Genomic DNA, 16,159 nt, shown 5'->3' with positions numbered 1-16,159 from the left:
TCGCAACAGTGCCTGCTGCCTGAACTCCAGGCTGAACTCCTGCCCCTTTCTGCCTGCCTTGCTCTTGGTCATCGTCCACCTCCTATTGCGATAGTTAATCGCTTATAGGGGTGTCCGTGAAACGGGGGCAAGATCACATGCGATGAGAAAACGCCCCACATGTGCCGATTCCGCCCATCAACGCCATCCGGTGGAGCGTCAACATGTCGAGAGTCGGCGATAGCATGAGTAGTGAATCAAGCACCTGCCCGAGATGACGACGGGCGAAGACATCGTTGCGATGTTGAGGGCCAGCCCCGGAATCGAAGTGCGAATTAATTGCCGTCTAATAAAAATCAGAATCAAACACGGCAATAAAAAAACACCGATAGCTTTCGCTACCGGTGTTTGGAATTGGTGGGCCGTCTAGGATTCGAACCTAGGACCAATTGATTAAGAGTCAACTGCTCTACCAGCTGAGCTAACGGCCCGGAAACACAAATTGTAACACGCTAAAAGTGGGGTGGACGATGGGATTCGAACCCACGACATCCGGAATCACAATCCGGTACTCTAACCAACTGAGCTACGCCCACCATAAAACTGAACTGGCGCGCCCGACAGGAATCGAACCTGCAACCGTCGGCTTAGAAGGCCGATGCTCTATCCGGTTGAGCTACAGGCGCAGGCACTGTACGTAGAACACCAGTGGTCGGGGCAGAGGGATTCGAACCCCCGACATCCAGCTCCCAAAGCTGGCGCTCTACCAGACTGAGCTATACCCCGAAACCTAAAGCGACACCGATAACCTGGTGAAGCTGTCAGATGCTACGGGTCACAGCCAAGCCCGTCAATCCGTATGAACACACCACACTTTCAACTACCGTGGTTACCGCATTTCTGCGACAACCTGCTTAAAGATGGTGCGCCCGGAGAGATTCGAACTCCCGACCACCAAGTTCGTAGCCTGGTACTCTATCCAACTGAGCTACGGGCGCACACTTTAAACCTTTGACCCGATGACTACCGCTGCGAAGCGTTGTCGCCGTGTCGAGAAGCGGAATTATTCAGATATCGCGGGTGCTCGTCAACACTTTTTTGAAACTTTTTTTCGCGCGACGGTAACGAAGCGGTCAAATGGATGGCCGTTTCTTTATGGAAGAACGGCTTAGCTTTCGCATGACAACTTGTCGCAGAAAGCCTGATTTGAAGGTGTTTGGCGCGAGATGCGGCAAAACGATCGCCTGGATCGCTGCCCGCGACACCATGCCCCTGGACAGCATCTGGATGCGTGGAGGGTTTGGGTGTCGTAGACCCCGCAAGGCCCCCGGAGGCATCCCTCGGAACACTTCGATGCCTGACGGCAGGAATGCGCTCCTGCGGCGCTGGAGATGGCCTGACGCTGCGTACCCTATCGACGGCCCCGGAAGACGCCTGCTGCCGCAGGATCGCCGCTGAAGCGGCTCCCACCCGGAGTCGGGAGACCCTGACCCAGGACAGCCCCATAACGAAGAAGGGCGGCCCATGGCCGCCCTTCCCTGCTTAGACCTGCGTAGCCGGCTTGCCGACCTTGTCCGGCGCCGCACCGGCGTCTCCGCGCGGCGGAGGCGGCGGCGTGGTGCCCGGCTTCTGCCAGTCAGCCGGCGGACCTGGCTCGCGGCCAGCCATGATGTCGTCGATCTGGCGTGCGTCGATCGTTTCGTACTGCAGCAGCGCCTCGGCCATCACGTGCAGCTTGTCAATGTTGGTGGTGAGCAGGTCCTTGCTGCGCGCGTAAGCGCGGTCGAGGATGGTGCGCACCACTTCGTCGATCTTGCGTGCCGTCTCGTTGGAGACGCTCTTGTGCTGCGTCACCGAGCGACCGATGAAGACTTCATCTTCCTCCTCGCCGTAGGTGACCGGACCCAGCTCGTCGGACAGGCCCCACTTGGTGGCCATGTTGCGGGCCATCTTGGTGGCGCGCTCGATGTCGTTCGAGGCACCCGTGGTGACCTTGTCGTGGCCGAAGATGATCTCCTCCGCCACACGGCCGCCATAGAGCGAGCACAGCTGCGATTCGATGGCCACCTTGTTCATGCTGTAGCGATCGCCTTCGGGCAGGTACATCGTGACGCCGAGGGCGCGACCGCGCGGAATGATGGTGACCTTGTAGACCGGATCGTGCTCGGGAACGAGGCGACCGATGATGGCGTGACCGGCCTCGTGGTAGGCGGTGAGACGCTTTTCCTCGTCGTTCATCGCCATCGAGCGGCGTTCCGCACCCATCAGGATCTTGTCGCGGGCGCGATCCATGTGGCTCATGCGCACTTCACGGGCGTTCTCACGCGCGGCAAACAGCGCAGCCTCGTTGACGAGGTTGGCGAGGTCGGCACCGGAGAAGCCGGGCGTGCCACGGGCGATGGTCATCGCGTCCACGTCGGCGGCCGTGGGCACCTTGCGCATGTGCACCTTGAGGATCTGCTCACGACCCTTCACGTCCGGCAGGCCCACGACGACCTGGCGGTCGAAGCGACCCGGACGCAGCAGCGCCGGATCGAGCACGTCGGGACGGTTCGTGGCAGCGATAACGATGATGCCTTCGGTGCCTTCGAAACCGTCCATCTCGACCAGCAGCTGGTTGAGGGTCTGTTCGCGCTCGTCGTGACCGCCGCCCATGCCGGCGCCACGATGGCGGCCGACGGCGTCGATCTCGTCGATGAAGATGATGCAGGGGGCGTGCTTCTTGGCCTGCTCGAACATGTCGCGCACGCGGCTGGCGCCGACGCCGACGAACATCTCGACGAAGTCGGAACCGGAGATCGAGAAGAACGGCACCTTGGCCTCGCCGGCGATGGCCTTGGCGAGGAGCGTCTTACCGGTACCGGGCGGGCCCACCATCAGCACGCCACGGGGAATCTTGCCGCCCAGCTTCTGGAACTTGCCCGGGTCGCGGAGGAACTCGACCAGCTCGCCGACCTCTTCCTTGGCCTCGTCGCAACCGGCAACGTCGGAGAAGTTGACCTTGACCTGGTCCTCGCCCTGCAGCTTGGCGCGCGAGCGGCCGAAGCTCATGGCGCCGCGACCGCCGGAGCCCGCCTGCATTTGGCGCATGAACCAGATCAGCACGGCCACGAAGATGATGATCGGCAGCCAGTTGAAGACCAGGCCCAGCAGTGAGAAGCCGTTGTCGGCAGGCTCCTGGCGAAGCTCGACGCCCTTGTCGCGCATCTGCTTCACGAGGTCGCTGCTGGACAGGCCGACCACCGGCACGACGGTGCGGTAGGTGCCGCCGTCCTTAAGCTTGCCGGTGATGGTGGGCGGAGCGGTGGAGGTGATCGTACCGCTGGCGACGTTGCCGTTATCCACCTGCTGGGCGAAGGCCGTGTAGGACATGTCCTGCGACGATCCGCCATGCGGGTTGAAGGTCTGGAACACGGTCAGCAGGACCACCGCGATGATCAGCCAGAGCAACAGATTTTTTGCCATCTCGTTCATGCGCGGTTCTCGCCAGGTTGCCGGGACGTGGCCTTGAGGCCCGTCGCCAGCGCATAGACCTCTCGCGAACGCGCGCGGGAGGCCTTCGGTTTACGCATCGTCACGCGACTGAAGTCGGCGCGCAAGTTCTTCAGGTAATCGTCGAAACCCGCCCCCTGGAACAATTTCACCAGGAACGACCCTCCGGGCTTCAGCCAGTCCAGGCTGAACTGCCGGGCGAGGTCGCACAGGTCCATTGCTCGGATCTGGTCGGCGAGTGCCACACCTGACATATTGGGGGCCATGTCCGACAGGACAAGATCGACCTTCTGGCCTTCGAGCATGGACTCGAGCTCGTGCAGCACCGACTCCTCGCGGAAGTCGCCCTGCATGAAGTCCACGCCGGCCAAGCCGACCATGGGCAGGATGTCGAGGGCGATGACCTTGCCGGTATCGCCCAGGCGCTTGCGCGCCAGCTGCGACCATCCGCCCGGGGCGGCGCCCAGGTCGACGATGGTCATGCCCGGCTTGATGAGGCGATCGCGGTCGATCAGCTCCTCGAGCTTGTACACGGCGCGGGAACGCACACCCTCGGCCTGAGCCTTCTTGACGTAGGGATCGTCGAAGTGCTCTTTCAGCCAACGGGAGCTGGTCTTACTGCGTGCCATGGGCTCTTGACCGGATTCTTAATGAGTAGCGGGCCTTGCATGATACCCTTTGCAACCTGTCCGCCGCACATCGAACCTGAACGCAATGTCGCTCTCCGCTACCCAGATCCGTTACCTCCGCAGCCTCGCCCACGACCTGAGGCCGGTCATCCTGCTCGGCAACAAGGGCGCGACAGAGGCCGTGGCCAAGGAACTGGCCTCCGCTCTCGACATCCACGAACTGGTCAAGGTGAAGCTTTCCGGCGGCGACAAGGACGAACGGCAGGAGCAGATCGACTTCCTCACCGGCCACACCGGTGCCGAGAAAGTCCAGGAGATCGGCCATGTGGTCGTCCTGTTCCGCCGTAACGACCAGGATCCCAAGCTGGCCCTGCCCCGGTAACGTCCCATGGACCTCACCCTCGATCGCCCCGGCGATTACCTCTTCGTGCGCCGGGTCGGCGCCGACACCGTCACGATCGTCGATCGCGACTTCCACGCCAGCCTGCTGGTCACGCCGGAACAGGTGGTCGAGGACTGGGGTGTTTCCGACGCGAAGCAGATGAGTCTCACTGATGTCGAGACCATCGCGGCGCTGAAGCCCGAGATCGTCATCGTCGGCACCGGTGAGCGCCAGGTGTTTCCCCCGGCCGAAGTGATGGCGGGCTTCCTCCGCCGCGGCATCGGCGTCGAGGCCATGACCAGCGGCGCCGCCGCCCGTACCTACAGCCTGCTGGCCGGCGAAGGCCGCCGCGTGCTGGCCGCCTTCATCCTTCCCCCCAAGAGCTGATCGCATCATGCGTATCCTGGTCCTAGGCACCGGCGGGACCGGCGGATACTTCGGTGGACGCCTGGCCCAGGCCAACGTGGACGTCACTTTCCTCGTCCGCCCCGAGCGCGCAGCCACCCTGGACCAGCAAGGCCTGGTCATCCGCAGCCCGCTAGGGGATGCGACGGTAAGCGTCCGTCATACGACGGCGGAGCATGTAGCGAGCGCCGGTCCGTTCGACCTCGTGCTGCTTTCCTGCAAGGCCTATGACCTGTCGTCGGCCATCGACGCGATCACCCCCGCCGTCGGCGACAACACCGCCGTGCTGCCCATCCTCAACGGCCTTGCCCATTACCCCGTGCTGGATCGCCGTTTCGGCGCCGACAGGGTCATCGGCGGCCTGTGCGTGATCAGCGCGGCCAAGGGGCCGGCCGGTGAAGTGATCCACTTCGGCAACGGCGCCTCGGTCACCTTCGGCGAGCGCGACGGCCAGGCCCATGGCGGCCGCTGCGAGGCGATTGCCAGCGCTTTCGCCAAGGCAGGCGTGGACCACAGTCATTCCAGCGATATCGCCCGCGACCTCTGGGCCAAGTTCACCTTCCTCACGGCACTGGCGGGATCCACCTGCCTGTTCAGGGCAGCGGTCGGAGACATCGTCGGCACCGACGACGGTCGTCGACTCGTCGAGCACATGTATGAGGAATGCCTGGCGGTGGCGCGGGCGGCCGGACATGCCGTGCCGGACCAGGCGCGGTCGCGTGCATGGACCACCCTCACCCAGGAAGGCTCGCCACTGACCGCGTCGATGCTCCGCGACCTGGAATCAGGCCAGCGAATCGAAGGCGACCACATCGTCGGCGACATGCTGCGCCGGGCGCACGAGGCGGGGGTGAAGGCGCCGATGCTGGAAGTCGCCTGGGCGCACCTGCAGGCTTTCGAGGCTCGTCGAGCCCGCTAATCGTTGTAGGAGCGCGCTTGCGCGCGATCGCGCGCAAGCGCGCTCCTACATGGATTATTTCTGCGGCGGCAGGTACTGCAACGGGTCGACCGGATTGCCGTCGCGACGGATCTGGAACTGCAGCTCGTCACGCGTAGCACCGGACGAACCCATCTCGGCCACGACCTGGCCGGCCTTCACCTTCTCACCTTCCTTCACCAGGCGCTTGCGGTTATGACCGTAGGCGGAGAGGAAGCTGTCGCTGTGCTTGATGATGACCAGCTCGCCGTAGCCCACGAGGCCGTTGCCGCTGTACACCACCACGCCATCGGCGGCGGCCCGCACGGGATCGCCGTTCTTGCCGGCGATCTCGATGCCCGGGATCGCGTCGCCCGATGAGAACTTCTTGATCAACGAGCCATCGGCCGGCCAGCGCCAGGTGATGCCGCCCGCGTTGCGGGTGGCGCCGGTGGCGATGATCGGCGTGGCAGCGGAGGGGTTTTCGACCGGTGGAGGCGGCGTGTTCGCGGGAGCGACCGGTTGCGGCGGCGGCACCACGGATTCGGCCGGCTTACCTGCGACAACGACCGGCGTGTTGGTCGTGGTGGCCGGTGCGGGCTCGACGGGTGGCTTGGCCTCGGCTTCGGAGACCCCCTGGAAGCCGGGTTGACCGGCAGCCGGAGGCGTGGAGGCGGCGTGCGCCGCAGGCGGCACCGCAGCGGCGACGACGGGGGCGGCCGCATGCGGGGCTTCGGACGCCGCAGGCTTGGCGCCACCCGGAGCCGACAGGCGAAGCTCCTGCCCTGGCCAGATGGTGTAGGGGGATGCGATGCCGTTCCAGCTGGCAAGGTCGCGGAAATCGACCTTGTTGCGGAACGCGATGCTGTAAAGCGTGTCGCCCTTCTCCACGTGGTAGCTGCCACCCGGCGCCGGTGCCGGCGCGTTGTTGTCGGGTACCCGGCTATGGGTAATCGGCTCGTAGCTGCCGGGCGAACGGGTCACGACGACCGAACTGCGGGTGATGCCGCAGCCGGTCAGCACGAGGACGGCGCCGACGACGGCGGCCAGGCACAGCGGTCGGGTCATGGACATCGCGGATTTCCTTGCACGTTCACTCATCGCAACAGGAACCACCAAAGGGCCAGCAGGACGAGGATCACGATAACAGCCCAGCCTATCCACTCGATGTGTTTGCGCAGCATCTGTTCCGCGCGTTCACCGAACAGACGGACCAGGAGCGCCAGCAACCAGACCCGTTTGCCCCGGCCGATGAGCACGCACAGCAGGAAGGGCAGCACCGGCACGCCGACGATACCCGACGCCCAGGTGACGAACTTCATCGGCACCACCGGCTGCAACGCGGCCATGAACAGCACCACGTAAAGCCCCAGCGCGTGGGACTGCATCTTGGCCTGGAGGTCTGCCACGCCCTTCATGATGGGTGCGAGCAGGTGCATCGAATCGAGCGCCGGTTTCAGCGCTTCGAACGCGAAGTGGCCCAGCGCATAGCCGACCAGTGAGCCCATCAGCGAGAAGAGCAGGCTCCAGTTGGCGTAGCGGAACGCCTTGCGGGGCTCGGCCAGCATCATCGGTGCCAGCATCACTTCCGGCATGATCGGGAAGATGAAGGCCTCCACGAAGGAAAGGCCGGCAAGATAACGGACCGCATGGCGGTGACGCACCCAGACGATGGCACGCTCGTAGAGTGAAGCGAACAGCCGCATTCAGCGGTTTCCCCTGTAGTGAAAGTCCATTAGCCGATGCCGCCGAGAAGCGGCACGAAGCTGACCGGACCGAGTTCTTCGCGCTGCACCTCGCCCTGCTCCGTCTTGCGCAGGCGCACCAGCACCTGCTGGCTCGGGCTGCCGACGGGTGCTACCAGCACGCCGCCCGGCTTCAGCTGGTCGAGCAGCTTCATCGGGATGCGGTCGCCAGCGGCGGTGAGGAGGATGGCGTCGAAGGGCGCGTCGGATTCCCAGCCCAACTTGCCGTCATCGTGACGGGAGCGGAGGTTCTCGATGCCCAGCTGCCGGAACCGACGACGCGCCTGGCGAAGCAGTTCCTCGATGCGCTCCACCGTGTACACGGTGGGCACGATCCCGGCGAGCACGGCGGCCTGGTAGCCGGATCCCGTGCCGATTTCGAGCACCCGTTCGGGTACCCCGTGTTCGATCAACGCCTCGGTCATCCGGGCCACGATCCACGGCTGGGAGATGGTCTGTCCGTGACCGATGGGCAGCGCGGTGTTTTCATAGGCGCGCGAATGCAGCGCCTGGTCGATGAAATGGTGGCGGGGCAACTGGCGGATCACCTCGAGCACGCGCTCGTCGCGGATGCCCTCCTCCACCAGCTTCGCCACCAGGCGATCGCGCGCGCGTTGCGAAGTCATGCCTTCGCCGCGCAGGGCCGAGGGTGGCAGGGCGTGCAGGTTCACCACCTCAGGCCGCCTCCTCGCCCATGGAGGACGAAAGCGCCGTGGCCCAGTGGCTTACCTTGTCCAGCGCCTGGAAGCGGGTGAGATCGGTGTGGATCGGCGTGACGGACACATAGCCGCGACGCACTGCGTTGAAATCGGTACCCGGACCGTCGTCGTCGACCTCGCCCGGCGGCCCGATCCACCACATCGTGCGACCGCGCGGATCTTCCGTGCGGATCGCCGGCGCGGCACGATGACGCTTACCGAGGCGGGTGACCTCGAAGCCCTGGATCTCGCTCCACGGCAGGTCCGGGACGTTGACGTTCAGGATGGTGTCCGCCGGCAGCGGATCGGCGATGAGCTGGCGCATCAGCATGAGCACGGCGCTGGCGGCAGTATCGAAGTGGCGACCGGTGCCTTCCTTCGTGACCAGTGACACGGCAATGGCCGGAAGACCGAGGAAACGCCCCTCCATCGCGGCCGAGACCGTGCCGGAGTAGATGACGTCGTCGCCGAGGTTGGCGCAATTGTTGATGCCGGATACCACGATGTCGCTCTCGTGCTCGAGCAGACCCGCCAGCGCGAGATGAACGCAGTCGGTGGGCGTGCCGGCAACGCGGTAGAAACCGTTGTCGAGGCGTTGCGCGCGAATGGGCGCGTCGAGCGTGAGGGAGTTGCTCGCACCGGAGCGGTCGCGATCGGGGGCGACCACCGTCACCGCGCCGAACTCGGCCAGGCGGGAAGCCAGTACCCGGATGCCCGGGGCTTCCACGCCGTCATCGTTGCTTACCAGAACCTGCATGCTGATCCAGATCGAAAAACGGAGAAGGCGCCCCGACTTAAGACGGAAGACGCCCGACCGTCCAAGTCTACCGGACCGGGGCGCGGGATTCACCGAGAGCGGCTAGGATTGTGAACCATGAAACGTCGCACGCCATCGGTCCACGAGGACGACAGCCGTCTCTTCCGCGAGGCGATTGGCGACGTGCGCCCCATGGATCCGGTGGAAGCCGTGCCCGAACGCCCTCGGCCGGCGCCGTTGCCGGTCATGCGCGATGCCGACGAGGCCGCCGTCGCAGCGGACTCGCTGCTGTTCGACTACGATCCGGCCGACCTGGAGGTGGGCGAGGAGTTGTCCTACCTGCGCGACGGCTATCCGCCAAAGCTACTCAAGCAACTCAAGCGCGGCCAGTTCAGCATCCAGGCGGATGTCGACCTGCACCAGATGAACGCGGCTGCCGCCCAGCTCACCATCACCGAATTCCTTGCCGAATGCCATCGCGACGGCATCCGTTGCGTGCGGATCATCCACGGCAAGGGCCTGCGCTCGCGCGCGGCCGGCCCGGTGCTCAAGGGGCTCACCGATAAATTGCTGCGGCGACGCGACGATGTCGTCGCGTTCGCCTCGGCCCGCCCCATGCAGGGCGGAACCGGCGCGGTGGTCGTGCTGCTGAAGGCCTGACCCCGCGCCGGTGTTCCTTCAATGCGCCAGGGCTTGCGTGGCCTTGCGCAGATCGGCGGTCGCACGACGGGTCGCCTCGACCGTGAGACCCACCTCGGCGCGTGCCTGCGCCCAATCCTTCGCATCGATGGCGTCCCCGATACCGGGCAACGGCGCCACGTCCTCACCTTCCTTGCGTCCGGGTGCCTGCAACAAATGCCGGTACCAGGGGCGCTGCGGCAGGCCGGAGGCTTGCAGGAACGCGGGCCCGATGTCGCGAATCGCCCGATTGGCGATATCGATCCTGGCGGGCGCCACATCAGCGCCGGCCGCATCCGCCGCGTGATCGTAGGCTTCGGCGGCCAAACGCAGTTCCTTCACGGCATCACGCAGCGCGGAGAGATCGACATCCTCCCAACGATTGTCGACACGGTCGGGAGGCGCCGTCTTCCGATAGGCCACCGCCGCCAGTCGCCACGCATCACTTTCCACCAGCGCGTTATGACGAAGCGCCGCCTTGTGCGCCGATGCCGCATCGGCCGCGAGCCGTTCGACATCGCGATCCAGCGAGGCGGCGAACGCCGTGTAGCGCCACGGCAGCACATTCGCGTCGGCCACGCGCAACACCAGCCGCGCGTTGGTCTGGGCGAGCAGCCGAACATATGCGAGGCCCGGATCGCCGAAGCGCTGGTAATGCGTGTACGTGTCGTAGAGCGAGTGGTAGACCGGCACGCTTTCCTCGTCGCCGTCACGGTCGTAGCCATAGCGCACATGCAACGAAGGAATACCCAGGCGGTGCGCGAACGCCAGGTAGTCCGATCCGGTGCCAAGGCGCGCCGGCACGATCTCGCCGGACGCATCCCTGCCCTTCTCCGCCGCATCCACGGCACGCTTGGCGAGGCGTCGGGCCTGCACGGTCGCACCGGTTTCCGGATCGCGAAGATCGCTGGCAACGCCATCGACCAGGACGGCCAGCGACGGATCGCCGCCGGCGGAGAGGAAACCGCGACCGGTCGTATCGTTGTTGAGATAAAACACCGCCTTGCGCGACAACTCGTCCGCGTGGCGATCGGTCCAGGCCTTGGAGCCGAGGATACCCAGCTCTTCGCCGTCCCAGCTGGCAAACACCAGCGTGCGCTTCGGCCGCTGGCCGGCCTTCGCCAATTCGCCGATGGCCTTGGCCTCGGCCAGCATCGCGGTGGTACCGGCCAACGGATCCCAGGCGCCGAAGACCCACGCGTCGTGATGCACGCCACGGATCACCCATTCGTCCGGACGCTCCGAACCGCGCAGCGTGGCGATCACGTTATAAAGCGTTCGCCATTCCCACGGCGAGCGAACTTCCAGGTGCACCGACGCATCGCCGCCGATGTGATACGCGAACGGCAACCCGCCCTGCCAGCGGTTGGGCACGGCCGTACCGCCCAGGGCACGCAGGAAATGCTCGGCATCGCCGTAACCGATCGTCACGACCGGGATCGACAGGTCGGCGGTGTGACGCTGCGCCTGGATCGCCTTCGCGCCTTTCTCATCCAGCACGCTGTCGATGCCCAGCGTGCCACGCTGGACCGTGCGCGGTGTGCGCCACGCGCCCGTCGGATACACGTCGCCCTTGGCATAGCCGTCGGCCTCGGGATCGGAATAGATCACCACGCCGACCGCGCCGTGCTCCTGGGCCAAACGCGGCTTCACCCAACGACCGGCACCGCTGGATTTCACCAGCACCACCTTGCCCTTCACCGACTGGCCATAACGCGCCAGTTCGTCATAGTCCTTCTGCAGGCCTTCGTTGACGTAGATCAACGGCGCATCGACGTTGCCGTCCGGGCTATACGATTCCATGCCCGGCAGCACGCCGTCCTGGCGCGCCGTGTCGGCATCGCCGGGTATCGCCGGTTCCTTGAAGTCGGCGGCATAGTGGTCGCCGTCCGTCAGCGACAGCTTCTGCACCGTCGGATACGCCACCAGCACGCGAACCGGCTCGATCTTCACGCTCCAGCCCCACTCGCGGAAACGGTCGGCGATGAAGTCGGCGTTCTCCTTGTTGTGCGGCGAACCGACCTGGTTGGGCGCCGAAGTCAGACGCTTCAGCCAGCCGTCGAGATCGGACGCACCGATGGACGCATCGACACGATGCTCCCGCTCGGCCTGCGCAGGCACCTCCTGGGCGAAGGCTCCACCCGTCGCGCCGAGCAGGAGGGACACTAGCAACGTACGTACCTTCATCACTTCCACCGGTACGTCACGCTGGCGTAGTAGTAACGACCGTTCCAGCTGAGCGGCGAGAACAGGCTGTACTTGAAGTTGCCGCTGGTCGAATTGGCGTACTTCACCTGCCCGGGCTTGGCATTGAACACGTTGTCGGCGCCCGCGCTGAAGGTCCAGTTGTCGAGGTTGTAGTCGGCCGACAGATCCAGCGTCCAGCGATGCGCGAAGTTCTGGTCAAGCGCCGGGCCGCTGTTGCTGTACACCGTGTAGCTGCCGTAACGCTGCACGTTGGCATGGCCGGCCCAGCGACCGTGCAGGTAGTCGAAGCCGAGGTCGAGCTTGGTACGTGGGTTGGTATCGCCCAGCAGGCCCAGGCGCTCGCGGCGTTCCACGCGCTGCACAGCCACGCCCAACTCGTCGAGGATCGCCGGGTTGGCCTTGACCTTGGTGACCTTGTTCTCGTTGTAGGCCCAGCTCACCGTCGTGTTGAGACGGTCGCCGTTGGAGAAGTCGAAGCCGTACTGGCTCACGAAATCAAGGCCACGCGTACGCGTGTTCACCGCGTTGGTGAAGTAGCGAATCGACTGGTAGTTGGCGTCGACGCCATTGGCCACGAGATAGCTGTTCACCGCCGGCGTGTCGACCGGGATGTTCGACGACAGGTTGATGCGGTTGCTGATCTTGATCCAGTACGCGTCAACGCTGACGTTCCAGCCCGCGAGCGGCTCGGCGACGAAGCCCAGCGTGGCGCTGCGCGACTTTTCAGGTTTCAGCTTCTCGGCACCAAGCAGGCTGGCAGGCTTGGAGTCCACCGGGAACGTACCCGACTGCACGATCACCTGGCCGTGACCCAGGTCCTGCAACTGCGAGGAGATATCCGCATAGTGCTGCTGGACCAGCGTGGGCGCACGGAAACCGGTGCCCACGCTGCCGCGAACGGCGAAGCGCGGCGTGAAGTCGAAGCGACCGGACAACGACCCCGAGGTGGTGCCACCGAAGTCGCTGTAGTTCTCGTGGCGACCCGCAAGCGATACCGAGAAGCGATCCGTGAGGTTGGTCTCCAGGTCGATGTACTCGGAGGTGTCGTGGCGCTGCCAGTTGCCCTGGAGGTCGCCCTTGATGCCGCCGCTGGCGCCGTATTGCGACACCGCGTCACCCGGACGCACCTTGTACGCCTGGCGCAGGTACTCCACGCCGAACGACACGCTCACCGGATTCGGCAGCCAGGACGGCGAGAACTCCTTGCCGATGTCGAGGTTGGCGACCTGCTGCTGCGTCTTGTAGTCGGCCCCCTGGATGGCGAACGGCGTGTAGCCGTAGGCCTTGTACCAGTCGGCATTGATCTCGTGGCTGCGCTGGTCGTATTCATTGGAGCCATGGCTGGCCGACAGGTCGTAGTGCCAACCGTCGCCCACCTGCCCACGCAAGCCGGCGGTCAGCGTCGTGTCGTTCACCACGGGGACGCTGATCGGCAGGTAGCCGTTCGGATAGATCGCGATGACGTTGGTGGAATCGTTGCGATGACGGTAGAGGCTTGCCGTTTCCGCGCGGTCACGACGATACAGCGCCTCGAAGTACACCTCGGCCGCCTTGCTGAACTCGTACTGCCCGACCAGCGACACCTTGTTCGACTTGATCGCCGGATCGCCCAGGCGATAGACGCGCTGGTTGAACGTCGGCCCCTTGGTCTGGTCGAGGCCGGCGCGGTTGGTGTAGTCGTTGTTCTGGGTATCGATCGCGACGTGGATCGAGCCCTTGTCGCCCAGCTTGAAACCGGTATCCGCCGAGAGCTGGCGCTGCAGGCCATCGCCCGCGTCGTAGCCACCGAACTTGGCGGTCACCTGGCCGCCCTCCCCGCCCTTCTTCAGGATCACGTTGATGACGCCGCCGATGGCGTCGGAGCCGTACCGGGCCGACTGACCGTCGCGCAGCACCTCGATGCGCTCGATGGCGGAGATCGGAATGGCGTTGAGATCGACCGGGTTGGAGCCGCGACCGATGGCGCCGCCCAGGTTGAGGAAGGCGCCCGCATGCTGGCGCTTGCCGTCGATGAGCACCAACACCTGGTCGGGGCTGAGGCCGCGCAAGGTCACCGGACGCACCACTTCGGCGCCGCTGATCGTCGTGGGCTGGGGGAAGTTCAGCGACGGCACCAGGCGCGCGAGCGCGGCGCTGAGCTGGGTCGCGCCACTTTGCTGGAGCTGCTGGGGCGTGATGACGTCGATCGGCTGCAACGAACTGGACACGGTGCGCTCGGTGCTGCGGGTGCCCGTGACGATCACGGTGTCGAGCTGGCTGGCCTTCGCCGGCGTGGCGTCCTTGCCGGTGTCGGCATCCTGGGCGAAGACCGGCATGGCGGCCGAACCGAGGACGAAGGTGACGGCAAGGAACAAAGGCTTGCGACGGCGGTGTACGAGAGAAAGCATGAGGCGTGGATCCCCTGGATGCGAGGCATGGTGCCGGCGCGTCATGGCACGCCGGTTCGGAAAGGACAGCCGCCCGGCGACGATGCGCGCATGCGACGCATCGCCGGCCAGGTAAGCCGGAGTGAAAGAGGTCGTGTCCCGCGATCAGGCCGCGGGCATGGACAGCGCGCTACGCGCTAGGGACGAGGTGTCGCTTCAGCCCAGTCGACAACAACACGCGCGCACCACCTGACATCGCGGCGCGGCCGCGAGGATCATGGGGGAGTTGTTCGCGCTGAGGTTGGTTGCGTTCACTGGGACTGTGGATCGCCTGGTGGTGGACCGCGAAAGCGGTGGATTGGCAGTGGGCACGACCGTCCGGAGACGGCCCTGAGTGCCATTTGTTGCACCGCACAGTACATTTGTCAACCGACCCGCCCCCTTTCCGATCACCGACGCCCCGCTCGCGCCATGGCATCATTCGCGCCGATCAACGAGACCTTTCCCCCATGAGCGACTACGAAGACGACTACGACCGCGAGCGCGATTTCGACGACGAGGACGGCGACGAAACTGTCGAATCCTACGTCTGGCAATTGCTGCTGCTGATCAATCCCGGCGACGAAGAAAGCGCCGCGCAGCAGTTCAAGGCCTTCCAGGAGGAAGCCGAGGACCAGGGCGACGAGGACCCCATGCGCATCGTGGGCCAGGTCACCGACTGGCGCGCTGGCTTCGAGGTGGACGGCGACGACACGCGCGCCATCGTCGAGGCCATCAACGAGCTCGTGGCACGCTGGAACCTGCAGATCGACTGGGACGGTGATCCGGACGACGACGAGTTCCACGAGGACATCGAAGCCGGCGATATTTTCTCGCGCGCCTACGACCAGCTCAACGAACACGGCTACACCTTGTGGGCACGCGAAACGGAAGACGACGACGCCATCGCTGGCTGGATCACGTCCACGCGTGACAACGAAGGCATGCGCCTGATCGCCACGGCGCTGGGCATCAACCTGAGACTGGGCAACCAGGTCTCCTGAAGGGTGACTTGCGGAACATGCCGGGCAGGTTTGCCCGGCGCATAGTGCGGGGTGCGTCACATCGCCAGGGGAGGCGGACGATGAGCGGCATCCATGACATGCACATTTCGCGTTACGCCTCCGGCGCGGCCATGGAGGCCCATCGCCACGACGAGGCCTGGTTCTGCCTGGTCGTGGATGGCGGATACGAGGAGCGCATCCTCGGCATGTGCAACGAGCATGCCCCGGGCGACCTGCTCTACTGCCCCGCCCATGCGTCCCATGCCCAGCGCTTCGGGCGGGAGGGTGCCCGCAAGGTCATCTTCGCGCCCGATGCCGAACTCACGGCGGTGCTGGACGACCACGCCGCACGCCTCGATGGCCGCCCCCTGCTCCGCCGGTCCAGCGAACTGCTGGCCCTGGGACGTCGCGTCATCGCCGAGATCGGCGTCGACGATGCCTTCTCGTCGCTGGCCGCCAAATCACTCGCCCTGGACATGCTCGCCGTCACCGCAAAAGGGCTGGTAGACGAAAGCCATCACGAGCCACGCTGGCTACGCCTTGCCCGCGAATACCTGCACGACGATCCCTCGCGCGAGGTGACGCTGGAGGCCTTGGCGGCCGTGGTCGGTCGGCACCCCGTGCACCTGGCGCGCAGCTTCCGGCAGTTCCACCAATGCACCATTGGCGATTACGTGCGTCGCCTGCGCATCGACCGGGCCGCCCACCTGCTACGCACCACGCGCCGGCCGCTGATCAATATCGCCCTGGACTGCGGCTTTGCCGGCGCCGCCCAGTTCTCGCGCTCGTTCCGGGCGGTCCACGCGACCACGCCCAGCGCCTGGCGAAGCGCCCTCACGCCGCGCTAATCCGCGTAAAGCG

Annotated in this window: 14 protein-coding genes and 5 tRNA genes; 6 read left to right on the top strand and 13 right to left on the bottom strand. The window is 65.2% G+C overall.

Going from position 1 to position 16,159, the window contains the following annotated elements:
* Positions 1–394: 394 nt before the first annotated feature.
* From GAK28_RS11360 to rlmE, 7 genes are all read right to left on the bottom strand, one after another.
* Positions 395–470 (bottom strand) — tRNA-Lys (locus GAK28_RS11360).
* 28 nt (positions 471–498) lie between these two features.
* Positions 499–575: transfer RNA gene (locus GAK28_RS11355), tRNA-His, on the bottom strand.
* A 13-nt stretch (positions 576–588) separates the two neighbouring features.
* Positions 589–665 (bottom strand) — tRNA-Arg (locus GAK28_RS11350).
* Between the two features lie 23 nt (positions 666–688).
* Positions 689–765: transfer RNA gene (locus GAK28_RS11345), tRNA-Pro, on the bottom strand.
* 135 nt (positions 766–900) lie between these two features.
* Positions 901–977 (bottom strand) — tRNA-Arg (locus tag GAK28_RS11340).
* A 544-nt stretch (positions 978–1,521) separates the two neighbouring features.
* Entirely contained in the window at positions 1,522–3,453 is a 1,932-nt protein-coding gene (gene ftsH / locus GAK28_RS11335) for an ATP-dependent zinc metalloprotease FtsH (RefSeq protein WP_291778730.1), read from the bottom strand.
* A complete protein-coding gene (rlmE, locus tag GAK28_RS11330) occupies positions 3,450–4,100 on the bottom strand; it encodes a 23S rRNA (uridine(2552)-2'-O)-methyltransferase RlmE (RefSeq protein WP_291778727.1) in 651 nt (216 codons plus the stop codon). The genes ftsH and rlmE overlap by 4 nt, the downstream gene beginning before the upstream one ends.
* Positions 4,101–4,185: 85 nt before the next feature.
* Here rlmE and GAK28_RS11325 point away from each other — a divergent pair, with 85 nt between their 5' ends.
* From GAK28_RS11325 to panE, 3 genes are read left to right on the top strand one after another with little or no spacing between them, the layout of a single operon-like run.
* Positions 4,186–4,482: a YhbY family RNA-binding protein gene (locus GAK28_RS11325; protein ID WP_291778724.1), complete on the top strand. Its 297-nt coding sequence runs from the start codon at positions 4,186–4,188 to the stop codon at positions 4,480–4,482.
* A gap of 6 nt (positions 4,483–4,488) precedes the next feature.
* A complete protein-coding gene (locus GAK28_RS11320; RefSeq protein WP_291778720.1) occupies positions 4,489–4,869 on the top strand; it encodes an Mth938-like domain-containing protein in 381 nt (126 codons plus the stop codon).
* 7 nt (positions 4,870–4,876) lie between these two features.
* Complete coding sequence (gene panE / locus GAK28_RS11315; protein ID WP_291778718.1) at positions 4,877–5,806, top strand: 2-dehydropantoate 2-reductase; 930 nt, start codon at positions 4,877–4,879, stop codon at positions 5,804–5,806.
* A 54-nt stretch (positions 5,807–5,860) separates the two neighbouring features.
* Here panE and GAK28_RS11310 read toward each other — a convergent pair whose 3' ends face one another.
* The 4 genes from GAK28_RS11310 to surE are packed head-to-tail and all read right to left on the bottom strand — an operon-like array spanning position 5,861 to position 9,003.
* Positions 5,861–6,871 carry a peptidoglycan DD-metalloendopeptidase family protein gene (locus GAK28_RS11310; protein ID WP_291778716.1) on the bottom strand — a complete coding sequence of 337 codons (1,011 nt, stop codon included), beginning with the start codon at positions 6,869–6,871 and terminating at the stop codon, positions 5,861–5,863.
* Between the two features lie 29 nt (positions 6,872–6,900).
* The gene (locus tag GAK28_RS11305; protein WP_291778713.1) at positions 6,901–7,509 is read right to left on the bottom strand and encodes a DedA family protein; all 609 of its coding nucleotides are present in this window, start codon (positions 7,507–7,509) and stop codon (positions 6,901–6,903) included.
* 29 nt (positions 7,510–7,538) lie between these two features.
* Positions 7,539–8,219, bottom strand: a complete 681-nt coding sequence (locus GAK28_RS11300) for a protein-L-isoaspartate(D-aspartate) O-methyltransferase (RefSeq protein WP_291778710.1) — start codon at positions 8,217–8,219, stop codon at positions 7,539–7,541.
* Positions 8,220–8,223: 4 nt separating this feature from the next.
* On the bottom strand, positions 8,224–9,003 hold the full coding sequence (gene surE, locus GAK28_RS11295; RefSeq protein WP_291778707.1) for a 5'/3'-nucleotidase SurE: 780 nt from the start codon (positions 9,001–9,003) through the stop codon (positions 8,224–8,226).
* A 117-nt stretch (positions 9,004–9,120) separates the two neighbouring features.
* Here surE and GAK28_RS11290 point away from each other — a divergent pair, with 117 nt between their 5' ends.
* Positions 9,121–9,663, top strand: a complete 543-nt coding sequence (locus tag GAK28_RS11290) for a Smr/MutS family protein (protein ID WP_291778704.1) — start codon at positions 9,121–9,123, stop codon at positions 9,661–9,663.
* Between the two features lie 18 nt (positions 9,664–9,681).
* Here GAK28_RS11290 and GAK28_RS11285 read toward each other — a convergent pair whose 3' ends face one another.
* Both GAK28_RS11285 and GAK28_RS11280 read right to left on the bottom strand, forming a co-directional pair.
* The gene (locus tag GAK28_RS11285) at positions 9,682–11,847 is read right to left on the bottom strand and encodes a transferrin receptor-like dimerization domain-containing protein (RefSeq protein ID WP_291778745.1); all 2,166 of its coding nucleotides are present in this window, start codon (positions 11,845–11,847) and stop codon (positions 9,682–9,684) included.
* A 20-nt stretch (positions 11,848–11,867) separates the two neighbouring features.
* The gene (locus GAK28_RS11280; protein ID WP_291778701.1) at positions 11,868–14,276 is read right to left on the bottom strand and encodes a TonB-dependent receptor; all 2,409 of its coding nucleotides are present in this window, start codon (positions 14,274–14,276) and stop codon (positions 11,868–11,870) included.
* Between the two features lie 488 nt (positions 14,277–14,764).
* Here GAK28_RS11280 and GAK28_RS11275 point away from each other — a divergent pair, with 488 nt between their 5' ends.
* Positions 14,765–15,298, top strand: coding sequence for a hypothetical protein (locus tag GAK28_RS11275; protein ID WP_291778699.1), 534 nt, complete (start codon positions 14,765–14,767; stop codon positions 15,296–15,298).
* An 80-nt stretch (positions 15,299–15,378) separates the two neighbouring features.
* Complete coding sequence (locus GAK28_RS11270) at positions 15,379–16,146, top strand: AraC family transcriptional regulator (RefSeq protein WP_291778696.1); 768 nt, start codon at positions 15,379–15,381, stop codon at positions 16,144–16,146.
* Positions 16,147–16,159: the final 13 nt, after the last annotated feature.

It is taken from the genome of Luteibacter sp., assembly GCF_009912395.1.
Lineage (GTDB): Bacteria > Pseudomonadota > Gammaproteobacteria > Xanthomonadales > Rhodanobacteraceae > Luteibacter.
This window is presented reverse-complemented; position numbering and strand designations above follow the sequence as displayed.

Coding starts and splice junctions, on each gene's coding strand:
- ftsH (WP_291778730.1), bottom strand. CDS start 3,453: ATGAACGAGATGGCAAAAAATCTGTTGCTCTGGCTGATCATCGCGGTG.
- rlmE (WP_291778727.1), bottom strand. CDS start 4,100: ATGGCACGCAGTAAGACCAGCTCCCGTTGGCTGAAAGAGCACTTCGAC.
- GAK28_RS11325 (WP_291778724.1), top strand. CDS start 4,186: ATGTCGCTCTCCGCTACCCAGATCCGTTACCTCCGCAGCCTCGCCCAC.
- GAK28_RS11320 (WP_291778720.1), top strand. CDS start 4,489: ATGGACCTCACCCTCGATCGCCCCGGCGATTACCTCTTCGTGCGCCGG.
- panE (WP_291778718.1), top strand. CDS start 4,877: ATGCGTATCCTGGTCCTAGGCACCGGCGGGACCGGCGGATACTTCGGT.
- GAK28_RS11310 (WP_291778716.1), bottom strand. CDS start 6,871: ATGACCCGACCGCTGTGCCTGGCCGCCGTCGTCGGCGCCGTCCTCGTG.
- GAK28_RS11305 (WP_291778713.1), bottom strand. CDS start 7,509: ATGCGGCTGTTCGCTTCACTCTACGAGCGTGCCATCGTCTGGGTGCGT.
- surE (WP_291778707.1), bottom strand. CDS start 9,003: ATGCAGGTTCTGGTAAGCAACGATGACGGCGTGGAAGCCCCGGGCATC.
- GAK28_RS11290 (WP_291778704.1), top strand. CDS start 9,121: ATGAAACGTCGCACGCCATCGGTCCACGAGGACGACAGCCGTCTCTTC.
- GAK28_RS11280 (WP_291778701.1), bottom strand. CDS start 14,276: ATGCTTTCTCTCGTACACCGCCGTCGCAAGCCTTTGTTCCTTGCCGTC.
- GAK28_RS11275 (WP_291778699.1), top strand. CDS start 14,765: ATGAGCGACTACGAAGACGACTACGACCGCGAGCGCGATTTCGACGAC.
- GAK28_RS11270 (WP_291778696.1), top strand. CDS start 15,379: ATGAGCGGCATCCATGACATGCACATTTCGCGTTACGCCTCCGGCGCG.